Annotated in this window: 9 protein-coding genes and 1 tRNA gene; 7 read left to right on the top strand and 3 right to left on the bottom strand. The window is 60.7% G+C overall.

Annotation, left to right across the window (positions count from 1 at the left end; genetic code table 11):
• The first annotated feature begins 11 nt into the window (after positions 1–11).
• The 6 genes from U9R61_RS15675 to U9R61_RS15700 all read left to right on the top strand — a co-directional run bounded on the left by U9R61_RS15675 (position 12) and on the right by U9R61_RS15700 (position 5,097).
• Positions 12–1,118, top strand: coding sequence for a TRM11 family SAM-dependent methyltransferase (locus tag U9R61_RS15675; protein WP_322489749.1), 1,107 nt, complete (start codon positions 12–14; stop codon positions 1,116–1,118).
• 444 nt (positions 1,119–1,562) lie between these two features.
• Entirely contained in the window at positions 1,563–2,231 is a 669-nt protein-coding gene (locus U9R61_RS15680) for a TIGR04283 family arsenosugar biosynthesis glycosyltransferase (RefSeq protein ID WP_322489750.1), read from the top strand.
• A gap of 363 nt (positions 2,232–2,594) precedes the next feature.
• On the top strand, positions 2,595–3,503 hold the full coding sequence (locus U9R61_RS15685) for a MoxR family ATPase (protein WP_322489751.1): 909 nt from the start codon (positions 2,595–2,597) through the stop codon (positions 3,501–3,503).
• Positions 3,500–3,883 (top strand): hypothetical protein, encoded by a 384-nt coding sequence (locus U9R61_RS15690; protein ID WP_322489752.1) that lies wholly within the window; start codon positions 3,500–3,502, stop codon positions 3,881–3,883. Before U9R61_RS15685 ends, U9R61_RS15690 begins: the two co-directional genes overlap by 4 nt.
• Complete coding sequence (locus U9R61_RS15695; RefSeq protein ID WP_322489753.1) at positions 3,880–4,923, top strand: glycosyltransferase family 4 protein; 1,044 nt, start codon at positions 3,880–3,882, stop codon at positions 4,921–4,923. The genes U9R61_RS15690 and U9R61_RS15695 overlap by 4 nt, the downstream gene beginning before the upstream one ends.
• A gap of 83 nt (positions 4,924–5,006) precedes the next feature.
• Positions 5,007–5,097, top strand: a tRNA-Ser gene (locus U9R61_RS15700).
• Positions 5,098–5,103: 6 nt separating this feature from the next.
• Here U9R61_RS15700 and U9R61_RS15705 read toward each other — a convergent pair.
• Complete coding sequence (locus U9R61_RS15705; protein WP_322489754.1) at positions 5,104–5,583, bottom strand: DUF1294 domain-containing protein; 480 nt, start codon at positions 5,581–5,583, stop codon at positions 5,104–5,106.
• 281 nt (positions 5,584–5,864) lie between these two features.
• On the opposite strand from U9R61_RS15705, the gene carB reads away from it, so the two are divergent.
• The gene (gene carB / locus U9R61_RS15710) at positions 5,865–9,155 is read left to right on the top strand and encodes a carbamoyl-phosphate synthase large subunit (protein WP_322489755.1); all 3,291 of its coding nucleotides are present in this window, start codon (positions 5,865–5,867) and stop codon (positions 9,153–9,155) included.
• A 204-nt stretch (positions 9,156–9,359) separates the two neighbouring features.
• Here carB and U9R61_RS15715 read toward each other — a convergent pair whose 3' ends face one another.
• Positions 9,360–11,168: an ABC transporter ATP-binding protein gene (locus tag U9R61_RS15715; protein WP_322489756.1), complete on the bottom strand. Its 1,809-nt coding sequence runs from the start codon at positions 11,166–11,168 to the stop codon at positions 9,360–9,362.
• A 38-nt stretch (positions 11,169–11,206) separates the two neighbouring features.
• Positions 11,207–13,015 (bottom strand): ABC transporter ATP-binding protein, encoded by a 1,809-nt coding sequence (locus U9R61_RS15720; protein WP_322489757.1) that lies wholly within the window; start codon positions 13,013–13,015, stop codon positions 11,207–11,209.
• Between the last annotated feature and the right edge of the window lie 33 nt (positions 13,016–13,048).

Below are 13,048 nucleotides of genomic sequence, written 5' to 3' on the forward strand. Positions count from 1 at the left end.
GAATGCTTCCGATGACCGGACGTTCGCCTTCGGCCCAGTTGCCGCCAGATGCCGAGTCGCCCCAATGGCAGCTCAACCGCGAGGCGTTGGCCGCGGCGCTCGATGCGCTGCTGGCTGCGCCGGCTCTCGCCGATCTGCGGGTTGGGGTGGCCGGACTGCGCCGGCGCTTGGCCGATTTGGCTGATCCGTTGCACCATGCCGGCGAGTACGCGGTTCGCTTTACACCAGAGGTGTTGCACGGCGAACTTGATCAGATCGCTGCGGCCCGCACGCTCGAACGCGCCCGCTATTATGTGGCCCGCTTGCGCCGCGCGCTCGAGGCGCAACGGTTTGCGCCAGCCAGCGATATCGATCTGCACCGCTGGAAGGAATATGACGACATTTTGACCGATAGCCTCTGGTTGATCGAGCGGCGCGACAATTCGGGAGTGCATCGAGCCGATTATTGGGGCAATTTCGTGCCCCAAATCCCCCGCCAGTTCATCCGTCGCTACACGCGCCCCGGCGAGTGGGTCCTCGATCCGTTTGCCGGTTCGGGGACGACCCTGATCGAAGCACGTCGTCTTGGCCGCCATGCGGTTGGGCTTGAGTTGCAGGTGACGATGGTCGAACACACCCGTGCGCTCTTGGCCGCCGAACAGCCTGCCCAGGAAACGGTAGTGGCGATTGAGCAGGGAGATAGTCTGACAACCGATTTTGTCGCGCTGCTTGCGCACTACGGTGCCGCCAGCGTCCAGTTGGTGTTGCTTCACCCGCCCTACCACGACATCATCCGCTTTAGCGACGATCCGCGCGATTTGTCGAATACGCCGAGCATTGACGAATTTCTGGCCCGCCTGACGCTGGTGGCCGAACGGGTGGCGGCGGTGCTCGACCGGGGCCGCTATTTGGTGTTGGTGATCGGCGATACCTACCGTCACGGCGAATGGCATCCGCTCGGCTTCCAAGCGATGGAGGCGATCCGGGCCTGCGGGTTTAGCCTCAAGAGCATTATCGTCAAAAACTTTACCGGCACCCTCGGTAAGCGCGGCAGCGCCGAACTCTGGCGCTACCGGGCCTTAGCCGGCGGTTTCTACGTCTTCAAGCACGAATATATCTTTTTGTTGCGCCGGCGGTGATGGTGTAAAGTTGGCTGCGGTTTGGCCGCCTTCCTGCCGTTGGGGGGCAAGGGTGGACAACGCAGATACGGTTGATAACCTTGCCGGAAAGGGGCGATCATTGTGTTCAGTTAAGTGCGTGTCTATGCCGGCAACCCAAGCGGCTCCCCCTCTCCCGCCGTGCGGTGGGAAAGGGGCCGGGGGTGAGGGACTAACCGCAACGGCGCAGGAGAGCCGGACGGCTGTTCGGCTCCGCAACAGCGCAGAGAACGCAAAGGGGCACGAAGGGTTGGTAAGGAGAACCATCGCCTACGCCCTCGGCGGCTAACACCGTTTCTCTCACCCAGATGAGAAACATAGCCACGAAAACCCACAAATGACGCAACATGGTTGTGTGCCTTTTGAGTTTCTTCGTGGCTATTCATATGAGGCCCCTTGAGATAGCGATCCAAGGAGAAGAACCCTATGCCAACCTTCAGCGTCATCATTCCCGTGCTCAACGAAGCCGATCACATCACAGCGTGCGTCAAAGCCGTGCGCCGGCTTGATCCCGCGGTCGAGGTGATAGTGGCCGATGGCGGCAGCCGCGATGAGACGCCAGCGCTGGCCCGCGCTGCCGGCGCGCGGGTGGTGCTGGCGCCGCGCGGTCGCGGCCCCCAACTCAACGCCGGTGCTGCTGTTGCTACCGGTGACATCTTTGTCTTTCTCCATGCCGACACACGCCTGCCGGACAACGCCTTCACATTGTTGCGGGCAATGTTCGCCGATCCGCAGATACACATCGCCAAGTTCCGGCTCTCATTCGACGATCCGAACTGGATTTTGGCCCTGGCGGCGCGTCTGATGTGGTTCGATTCGCTGCTCACCAGCTACGGTGATCAGTGCATGGTCATCCGGCGTGACTTCTTTACCGCACTTGGTGGCTTCCCCAATTGGCCGCTGTTTGAAGATGTCGACCTCTTTCGCCGTGCCCGTGCGCGGACCCGCGTGCATGTTGTACCGGCGCACGTCGTTACCTCGGCCCGGCGCTTTCGCGCCAACGGTATTATTCGCCAACTGCTCCACGATTTCTGGCTCTGGCTGCAATACCTTGCCGGGGTGTCGCCTTACGACATTGCCCGTCAGTATCGGTAACACTATGGAGTTCGGCAGTCCAACTGCCACATTCCATGCTCCCACAGCCGTGGTTAAAATCGCCCGCCAGTATCGGTTGAGGGGATGTGGTCGAGTAAAACCGTTGATCGCTGGGCAATGGCTCAAAACCCAGCGCTGCGCTCCCCTCTCCCGCGCCAGTGAGAGAGGGGTTGGGGGTGAGGGTGAATCGTCGTATCTCAAAGCTATCAACTATATTTGCGCTCAAGCGTTTTGTCTGCCCTTGAGTCACGATCACCCTACGGCGTGAGGTAGTTATCCTGCCGCATTCCACGGCGGCAACCTGTATTCCCGCGAGTCGGTGTACAATAAAGAGAGATATCTCACGCCTTGGAGCGCCAATTTATGACGTACACGTCCTTCGCATCGATTGACGAATTGCAAGCTGCCCTAGCCGAATATGCCTACATCGCCGATCGTGCTCTAACCACCGCTATTTTTCTGGCCCTCAAGCTCAACAAGCCGCTACTGCTCGAAGGCGAGGCTGGCGTCGGCAAGACCGAGATCGCCAAGACGCTCGCCCGTATGCAGGGGCGCGAGTTGATCCGGCTGCAATGCTACGAAGGCCTCGATGTGAATACTACCATTTATGAGTGGAACTATGCCCGCCAGATGTTGCAGATCCGCCTGCTCGAAGCTCAAGGCGCCGCCCAAAACACCGCCGCCCACCAGAGCATTTTCGGTCCGGAGTTTTTGATCAAGCGTCCGCTATTGCAGGCGATTGAGGCTCGTGGCGACCAGCCGCCGATCTTGCTGATCGATGAACTCGATCGTGCTGACGAGGAGTTTGAAGCCTTTCTGCTTGAGCTGCTCTCAGACTGGCAGATTTCGATCCCAGAAATCGGCACCATTCGCGCCGAGACACCGCCAACCGTTATTATTACCTCAAACCGTACCCGCGAAGTGCATGATGCGCTCAAGCGGCGCTGTCTGTTCTATTGGGTTGATTATCCAACGCTCGATAAAGAGATTCAGATCGTTAAGGCACGTGTGCCCGGCGCAAGCGAGCGGCTGGCCCGGCAAGTGGTGCTGGTTGTGCAAGAGTTGCGCCGGATGGATCTCTACAAGCTACCCGGCGTGGCCGAGACCCTCGATTGGGTGACGGCGCTGGTCGCGCTCGATCAGACCGAGTTGACGCCGCAGGCCGTCGAGGATACACTAGGCGCGATTTTGAAATATCAAGACGACATCGCGCAGGTGCGCGGGCAGCGGCTGAATGAATTGTTGAAACGGGCGAGCGTGGGTGTGCCATGAGCAGCGAGATTGATGTTGCGGCGACGTTAGCTACGTTGCGGGCCGAGGTGCGCACTCAACGAGCGGCGCTGCCGGCGGCTGAGCCAACCCCCGCCGAGCGCGAGTTGCAGCGGTTGGTGGAAGAACTCGAATATACCCGCGTGGTTAGTGCGCACTGGCCCCTAGAGGGGCGCAATCTGCTTGAGCAAGCGATTGCCTTGGTCAACAAGGTGGTGCGCCGCTACTTGCGTTGGTACATCAACCCGATTGTCGAGCAGCAGAATGCTTTTAACGACACTGCGACCCTCGCTATTCGCCTGCTAGTCGCCGAGAATGCCGCCTTGCGCGCCGAGATCGCCGAGCTGCGCGCGCAATTGCAACAATCGCCGCCATCATCATGAGCCGCATTCTGATCTGCGCCACCCAAGTGCCTTTCGTGCGTGGCGGCGCTGAATATCTGGTCGAGAGTCTGCGCGACGAACTTCGCCGCCGTGGCCATACCGTCGATGTGGTGGCCTTGCCGTTTCAGTGGCACCCGGTCGAACGGATCATCGACGGCGCGCTGGCGTGGCGGCTGCTCGATATCAGCCACGTCAACGGCGAAGCGGTCGATCTCGTGATCGCGACCAAGTTCCCGTCGTACCTCATCCGTCACCCGCGCAAGGTACTATGGCTCGTTCATCAGCACCGCCAAGCCTACGATTGGTACGGCACACCGCTCAGCGATTTCGACGGCTCACCCGCTCATCGTGCCGTGCGCGAACAGATCTTTCGTATCGATGGGCGCGCGCTGCGCGAATGCCAGGCCCGCTATACCATTTCGCGCAATGTCAGCCGCCGGCTAGAACGGTTTAATGGGCTGAGTAGTACGCCGCTCTACCCGCCGAGCCGCTATGCTGAGCGGTTGTGGGCCGGGCCATACCACGACTACATTCTCTCGCCTGCTCGCCTCGACCGTGCCAAGCGGATCGATCTGCTGTTGACGGCGTTAGCGCATACTACGACACCGGTGCGCGCCATTATCGCCGGCACCGGCCCTGACCGTGACCGTCTGCAACGGCTGGCCACCGAACTGAAGTTAGGCGAGCGGGTCAGTTTTCGCGGATTCGTCCCCGATGACGAACTGATCGATCTTTACGCCCATGCCCGTGCCGTGTACTACGCACCGGTTGATGAAGACTACGGCTTTGCGACGGTGGAGGCGTTCGGTGCTCGGCGCCCCGTCATCACAACTGATGATGCCGGCGGCGTGCTCGAATTTGTCCGCCACGGTGAGAACGGCCTCGTCTCGCCACCCGACCCGGCGGCGATTGCCGTGCATCTCGACCGACTGGCCGCCGATCCGGCTGAAGCGGCCCGCTTAGGGTGCGCGGGTCGCCCGCTGGTGACTACGATTACATGGGATCGGGTGATCGCAGCGTTGGTAGGCTCTGGCGAGTAACAGTTGTGTCACTCTTGCGTTGCCTATCGCCTTATGGTAATATCATGCCGCCAATAAGGCATGCGATTAGTGCAGAGTGCCACGGGCAGGTCGCATAGTTGGTCTAGTGCGCGGCACTGGAAATGCCGTACAGCGGTAACGCTGTCGTGGGTTCGAATCCCACCCTGCCCGCCACATATCTCACCACACTATCAAACCCATTCGCACCACTATATATCCGACCAAACCGAGTAGGTGCAGAACCACAATCAACCAAAATACGAACATGTATGAATCTTTCTTAACCTTGTGGCGCACCATCTCTTGCGCGATCAGCGCCCCCGACCAACCGCCGAGCAATTCCCACCGGTGCGGTGTCTTCTCGGGGATGCGCCGCATCCCGCGTCGCGCACGCCGCTTGTCTTCGATATAGAGCGTCAACGTCACTAAACTGGTTGCTAGATACCAGCCGATAATCCATACCGGCAATTCCACGGTGATTGTCGCTAATCCGAGCAGGGTAATGAACGCCGCGCACGCCAACAGCGCCGGCATCGTGTTAGCCAGATTAACTCGCGGCGGCGCGATGTGAAAATCCGTGACCTGTTGCGCCTGCCGCACGGCAGCCATCCCGCTAAAGCTGAGGATTGCTTCGCCGCCTGCGGCGGCTCGCAAGGACAAACGGAGCGCGGGTGACCAAAAACATCCCCCTCGCTCCCGCCGTCAGTTGGGAGTGGGGTCCGGCGGGTGAGGGCAGCCCGCGCCGCGGGCTGCGCAACGGTTTCCTGCTCTCAACGAGCTTAGCGCCAGTATGGAGTGCGTCAGTTGGACTGTCGTACTCCACAGCAGCTTGTTCGCTTTCCAAATGGGATTGTGAAACCTTCATCAATCGTATTGTATAATCAGGCAGCGCCGTGCGGGGCGCGCTGGTTTGCTCCGCGCCAAAGGAGTCTGAGACGAAGATGCCGAAGCGCACTGATCTCCATACTATTCTTATTATCGGCTCTGGCCCGATTGTGATCGGCCAAGCCTGCGAATTCGACTATTCCGGCACCCAAGCGTGCAAGGCGTTGCGTGAAGAGGGCTATCGGGTCGTGCTCGTCAATTCAAACCCGGCCACCATCATGACCGATCCCGGCCTCGCCGACGCCACCTACATCGAACCGCTGACCGTCCCTAGTCTCGAACGCATCATTGCCCGCGAGCGGCCCGACGCGATTTTGCCCACCGTTGGTGGCCAAACTGCGCTCAATTTGGCGGTGGCGCTGCATGAGGCTGGCATCCTCGCCAAATATGGCGTCGAGTTGATCGGCGCCTCGGTCGAGGCGGTGCGCATCGCCGAAGATCGCCAGCGGTTTAAGAATAAGATGATCGAGATCGGTTTGCAGGTGCCGCGTTCCGGCACCGCGACTACGCTCGATGAAGCTTTGGCGGTCGTGGCGCAGACCGGCTTCCCGGCCATCATTCGGCCCTCGTTTACCCTTGGCGGTGAGGGTGGCGGGATCGCGTACAACATGGAGGAGTTCCGCACCATTGTTGAACGTGGTCTCGATGCGTCACCGGTCAGGCAGATATTGATCGAAGAGAGTGTGCTGGGCTGGAAAGAGTTTGAGCTAGAGGTGATGCGAGACCGCAACGATAATGGCGTTATCATCTGCTCAATCGAGAATATTGACCCGATGGGTGTACATACCGGTGACAGCATTACCGTCGCTCCGGCGATGACCCTCACCGACCGCGAGTACGAGCGGATGCGCGATATGGGGTTGGCGGTGCTGCGTGCCGTCGGTGTCGAAACCGGCGGTTCCAATGTTCAGTTTGCCGTCTCGCCGACCGATGGCCGCATCTACGTGATCGAGATGAACCCGCGCGTGTCGCGTTCGTCAGCGCTGGCCTCTAAAGCGACCGGCTTTCCCATCGCCAAAATTGCCGCCAAGCTGGCCGTCGGCTATACCCTCGACGAGTTGCCCAACGATATTACCCGCGAGACGCCGGCTTCGTTCGAGCCGACCCTCGACTATGTGGTGGTGAAGATTCCGCGCTTTACCTTCGAGAAGTTTCCCCAATCCGATCAGACGCTCACCACCTCGATGAAGTCGGTGGGTGAGGTGATGGCGATTGGGCGCACCTTCCCCGAAGCTTTCCAAAAGGCGTGGCGTTCGCTTGAGCAGGGCCGGGCCGGGTGGGGGGCCGATGACCGCGACGCGATCGAGCCGGAGCGGCTGCGCGAGCGTTTGATTACGCCGCATCCCGACCGCATGTTTTATGTGCGCTACGCGCTGCAAAGCGGGATGTCGGTCGAGCAGATTAGCGCGCTCACCAAGATCGATCCGTGGTTTATTCGCCAGCTCGAACAGCTCGTCAATCTCGAAGGCCGCCTGCGCGCCTTTGATCTCAACACCATCCCGCCCGATCTGTTGCGTCAAGCCAAGCGCATGGGATTCAGCGACGCACAGCTTGCCCACCTGTTGCGCGTGCCTTCCGGTCCACAACGCTGGTCGGCGGAATTGGCCGTGCGCCAGCGCCGGCTCGCATTCGGCATTCGCCCCACCTTCCACCGGGTCGATACCTGTGCCGCTGAGTTTCCCGCCTTTACTCCCTACCTCTACTCGTCGTATGAGAGTGAAGACGAGTCTGAGCCGACCGAGCGCAAGAAGGTGGTGATCCTCGGTTCTGGCCCCAACCGGATCGGGCAGGGCATCGAGTTTGACTATTGCTGTAGCCACGCCGTGTTTGGCCTGCGCGCGTTGGGCTACGAGACGATTATGGTCAACTGCAACCCAGAGACGGTCTCAACCGATTACGACACCGCCGATCGGCTCTATTTCGAGCCGCTCACGCTCGAAGACGTGCTCAATGTGGTTGACGAGGAGCGGCCTGATGGGGTGATCATCCAGTTCGGCGGTCAGACGCCGCTCAAGTTGGCGCGGGCGCTCGAAGCGGTTGGGGTGCCAATCTGGGGTACAGCTCCCGAAGCAATCGATCTGGCCGAGGATCGCGACCGGTTTGGCGCGTTGTTGAAGGAGCTGAATATTCCCGCCCCCGAACACGGTAGCGCCACCTCGTGGGAAGAGGCGCTGGCAGTGGCCCGCCGGATCGGCTATCCGGTGGTGGTGCGGCCCAGCTACGTGCTGGGCGGGCGGGCGATGGCGATCGTCTACGACGACGCTGCGCTCGAACGCTATATGCGTGAAGCGGTTGCTGCATCGCCTGAGCACCCGGTATTGATTGATCGCTTCCTCGAAGATGCGTTTGAGATGGATGTCGATGCGGTCTGCGATGGCGAGACGGTTGTGATCGCCGGGATTATGGAGCAGATTGAGTTGGCTGGCGTTCACTCCGGCGATAGCGCCTGCGTCATCCCGACCTATATGGTGGCTGAAGAGCACGTCGCGACGATGCGCCGTTACACCGAGCAATTGGCTCGCACGTTGGGGGTCGTCGGCCTGATGAATATCCAGTACGCGATGAAAGACGGCATCGTCTACGTGCTCGAAGTGAACCCGCGAGCCTCACGCACGGTACCTTTTGTTGCCAAGGCGACCGGTATACCGTGGGCGCAACTGGCGGTGCAGTGCGCTGCCGGCGCCCGGCTGCGGCACGAGCATGGCCGCATTCAGATGGTGCATCCGGCCTTGGTGAATACGCCTCGCTACCGGCTGAATGTCACCAGCGAGCAGCGCTACCACGTCAAGGAAGTGGCGCTGCCGTGGTCGCGCTTCAGCGGCGTAGACACGCTGCTCGGCCCAGAGATGAAGTCAACCGGCGAAGGCATGGGCAGCGGCGCGACCTTTGGCGAGGCGTTCGCCAAGGCACAGATGGCGTGCAACAGCCACCTGCCCACTAGCGGCAACGCCTTTCTCAGCGTCAACGACCGCGACAAGGCCAATTTGTTGCCGATTGCCCGTGATTTAGCTGCGCTCGGTTTCAAGCTGCTGGCCACCAGCGGCACGGCTGCCTTCCTCCAGCAGCACGGCCTTGACGTGAAGCCAATCTATAAGGTGAATGAAGGCCGTCCCAACGCGGTTGACTACATCAAGAACGGCGAGATCGCGCTGATCGTGAACACACCGCTCGGCAAGGCCAGCTTCTTCGACGAAGGGGCCATTCGCCGGGCCGCGATTGTGTATGGTGTGCCGACGTTGACGACCCTGTCGGGGGCGGCAGCGGCGGTGCAGGCGATCCAAGCGATACGTGCCGGCCGGTGGACGTTGTTGTCGTTGCAGGAACGGTCGGTGCTGGAAAAGGTGTAGAGCCGGAATGGCTGTCCCGCTCCACAGCCGCAGGGTTTGCAAAGACGCCAAGGCGTTACACGCAAAGACGCCAAGACCGCAAAGCGGCGCAGAGGGTTGGTCATGTACCGTTCTCTGCGCCGTTCCCTTCAGAATCTTGGCACCCTCTGCATCCTTCGCGTCTTTGCGTTAAGAATCTCTGCTTCTTTGCCTGCTTTGTGCCTTTTATCTCCGGCCAGCCGCCTCGATGTATTCAAGGCTCTGGTGGCGGAAGTAGGTGTTGTACAGCTCGGCATAGTGCCCGCCGGCGGCCAGCAACTGATCGTGCGTCCCCTGTTCGAGAATCTCGCCGTGCCGCAGCACGATGATCCGGTCAACTTCGCGCACCGTACTCAACCGGTGCGCAATGATGATCGCCGTCCGATCCCGCATCGCCTCGTCGAGACCCTCTTGGATCAAGGCTTCGGTGAGCGGATCGATGCTGGCGGTGGCTTCATCCAATATCAGGATCGCCGGGTCTTGCAACAATACCCGCGCCAGCGCCACCAATTGCCGCTGGCCCATGCTCAGGCTGCTGCCACGCTCGCCGACCGGCGTGTCGAGACCCGCCGGCAAGGTTGCCAGCCAGTCGCCGTGCCCTACCCGCCGCGCCGCCGCTAGTACCTCCTCGTCGCTCGCGTCTGGGTTCCCGTAGCGGATGTTCTCACGCACCGTCCCGTCGAACAAAAACGGCGTCTGCGTCACCATCCCCAATTGGCTACGGTAGGCCGCCAAATCAAGTTGGCGAATGTCGTAGGTGTCGATCCGGATCTGCCCGCCTTGAAACTCGTAGAAACGGGCGATCAGCTTGGCAATGCTGCTCTTGCCGGAACCGGTATGACCAACCAGTGCCACCCGCTCCCCCGGCTTGATGGGCAGGTTGAACTGGCGCAACACCGGTTCGTCCGGTTTGTACGCAAAATCGACCTGCGCAAAGGTGATCTCACCGCGCAACCGGCCCGGATCGAGCCGGTCGATCTGCGTCACCCGCGGTTCGGCGTCGATCAAGGCAAATACTCGCTCGCCGGCGGCCAATCCCAGTTGGAACTGGCTCCAGAACGATGCGATGCTGGTCAGCGGGAACCAAAAGCTCTGCAAGCCTTGGATGAACAGAAACCACGTGCCGGTGGTGAGTTCGCCGGCATAGACCTTCTGCCCGCCGAGATAGACCAGTAGCGCGGTGCCGGCGGCAGCCAGCAGGTTGAGCAGCGGGAAGATGCTGCTGAAGGTGTAGCGCGTGTACAGATTCACCCGCCGGCTCTTTTGGTTGACATCGAGAAAGTCGGCGTAGACCGCCTGCTCTTGGCGGAAGGTCTTGGCGACCCCGATCCCGCTCACCGTTTCTTGGATGTGGTTGCTCACTTCGGCATTCACCCGCCGCGAGGCGGTAATGACCTTACGGGCAATCGAGCGAAACGCCAGTGCCGCACCGATGATCAAGGGCGCTAACCCGAGCAGCACCAGAGTCAGCGACCAACTGACCGTCATCAGATAGCCGACCAGCACCACTACTAGCAATAACCGGCTAAGCAGATCCATCGTCAGTGTCATTACCTGCGCAAACGCGGCTGTATCGGAATTGACCCGACTAACAATCTTGCCGGATGGAAATTCGTCGTAGAAGCTGAGATCGCGGGCCAGTACCGCATCGGCGGCGTCGCGGCGGAGGGCCAACACCACCTCGCCAATCGCCCGCACCGACATCGTTTGCCGGATCAGGTTAAATACCCACGACAGACAGGCAATCAATGCGAGAGCACCGGCTAACACTGCAGCTTGATTGAGCGAGGTCGCCGTCTGAATCTCGTCAATACTGTGCGAGATAAAGATCGGGATAAGCGCCTCGATCAGGGCAGTGGCGCTAATCATCAATGCGGCGGTGATGATCTTGGCGGCTTGCGGGCGAAAATAGCGCAGAATTCGCCGCACCAGTTCGCCGTCGCTATATTTGCGATCGTAGCCTTCGGCATCGAGGCCATCAAACAGAAAACCCATGGCCGTCCTTTCTGCCCATCAGAGAAATCATCACACCATCAACTTGCCGCCGGCGCTGGCACCGGGCGCGCCACCGGATGGTCGTAGCGGGCAAAGATCCGCCGGTAGTGCGGCGAGGTGCGCAGCAGCTCTTCGTGGGTGCCGGCGGCGACGAGCCTCCCGCCATCGAGTACCAGTATCTGGTCGGCCCAGCGGATCTGCGCCAGCCGGTGGGTGATCAGCAACACCGTGCGCCCTTGCTGCGCCTGCCGGATCGCGCGCTGAATCTCGTCTTCGGTCGCGCTATCGATCGCGCTGGTGCTATCGTCGAGAATGAGAATGCGCGGGTTGGCGAGAAACGCGCGGGCCAGTGCGATCCGCTGCCGTTGCCCGCCCGACAGGGTCACGCCGCGCTCGCCGATCACTGTCTGGTAGCCGTTCGGCAGGCGGCTAATGAACTCGTGGGCTTGGGCGGCCCGTGCCGCCGCCTCGATCTGCTCTTGGGTGGCGCCGGGAGCGCCGAAGGCTATATTCTCACCGATCGTGCGTGAGAAGAGGAAGATATCCTGCTCGATCTTGCCGATCTGCGAGCGCAGCGCATCCAGATTCCACTCGCGCACATCCACCCCGTCAATCAGCACTCGCCCGCTCGTCGCGTCGTAGGTGTGGTTGACGAGCTGGGTCAACGCGCTCTTGCCGCTGCCCGTCTGACCAACGATTGCCACCGTCTGTCCGGCGGCAATGCGGAACGAGATGTCGCGCAGCACCTGATGCGGCTCTTCGCTGGAGTGAGCGGCAAAGCTAAAGCTCACATTCTCAAACTCGATCTCGCCGCGCACTGGCGCGCGATAGCCATTCGGGTTCTCGTCGAGGTCAGTCTCGGCGGTGATGATAGCGAGAATGCGGCGCGCGCCGGCCAAACCGGCCTGAAAGACCGAGAAGGCGAAGAGCGAGATGAAGGTCGGGAAGCGCAAGACATTCATCAACCCGATCACCGCCACGACTTGCCCCAACCCGATGTCACCGGCGCTGTAGAGCCACAGGGCATGGAAGAACTCCGCACCTAGTGCAATCCCAAACAGCAAGAGCGGCAAATAGCGCGCCTCGATGTCACCTTGCTGCACAAACAGATCGCGGAACCGTTGCGCGTTACGCAGATACTTCGAGCGTTCTAGCGCCTCGCGCGCGCTTGCCTTCACCACCTCGATCCCGCTGATCGTCTCTTCCAAGCCGGCATTCATCACCCCATACTGCTCGCGCTGGCGCTGGATCACCGGCATCAGTCGGCGCAGATACCAGCGCGCGGTGATGATATAGCCCGCCACAAAGATCAGAGGCACGATGATCAGGCGCGGTTCGGTGAAAAAGATGAAGGTCAGCGGCACGACGACGCCCAACACCGTTTCAGAGATCAAGGTAGCGCCGGGTACGATCATATTCGCCACAAAATTGGCGTCGTCAGTGGCGCGGGCCATCAAGTCACCTGCGCGCTGGCGATCGTGAAAAGCCTTGCTCTTGGCGAGCAAGCTCTCGTAAAACTCTTGCCGCACATCAGCTTCGACCCGCGCCGCCACGTTCTCAGCCGACAAGCTGCCGATCAACGCCGTCACGCTATCCGTCACCATCATGGCTAGCACCGCCAGCGCTAATCCGGTCAAGACGGCGTAATCAGGCGGGCCGCTCAGCATGTCGGCGACGCGCCCGATCAATGTTTGCGCCCCTGAATACGCCGCCCATGCGGTGATGAAACATAGATAGAATCCCAACACAAACGGCCAGTAGCGCGCCACATGCGAGAGCAGCCAACGCGCGACACTGCGCCGGTCGTAAACGTAGGCCGAAGCAACCGTAAATTCACTCCGCTGCACGATTGTAGGCTCCTCTCATGTCATCGCAACGTG

It is taken from the genome of Chloroflexus sp. (assembly GCF_034431535.1).
GTDB lineage: Bacteria > Chloroflexota > Chloroflexia > Chloroflexales > Chloroflexaceae > Chloroflexus.

Bases quoted from the DNA above. Each gene is read 5' to 3' on its own strand.
- U9R61_RS15675 (WP_322489749.1), top strand. From the start codon at position 12: ATGACCGGACGTTCGCCTTCGGCCCAGTTGCCGCCAGATGCCGAGTCG.
- U9R61_RS15680 (WP_322489750.1), top strand. From the start codon at position 1,563: ATGCCAACCTTCAGCGTCATCATTCCCGTGCTCAACGAAGCCGATCAC.
- U9R61_RS15685 (WP_322489751.1), top strand. From the start codon at position 2,595: ATGACGTACACGTCCTTCGCATCGATTGACGAATTGCAAGCTGCCCTA.
- U9R61_RS15690 (WP_322489752.1), top strand. From the start codon at position 3,500: ATGAGCAGCGAGATTGATGTTGCGGCGACGTTAGCTACGTTGCGGGCC.
- U9R61_RS15695 (WP_322489753.1), top strand. From the start codon at position 3,880: ATGAGCCGCATTCTGATCTGCGCCACCCAAGTGCCTTTCGTGCGTGGC.
- carB (WP_322489755.1), top strand. From the start codon at position 5,865: ATGCCGAAGCGCACTGATCTCCATACTATTCTTATTATCGGCTCTGGC.
- U9R61_RS15715 (WP_322489756.1), bottom strand. From the start codon at position 11,168: ATGGGTTTTCTGTTTGATGGCCTCGATGCCGAAGGCTACGATCGCAAA.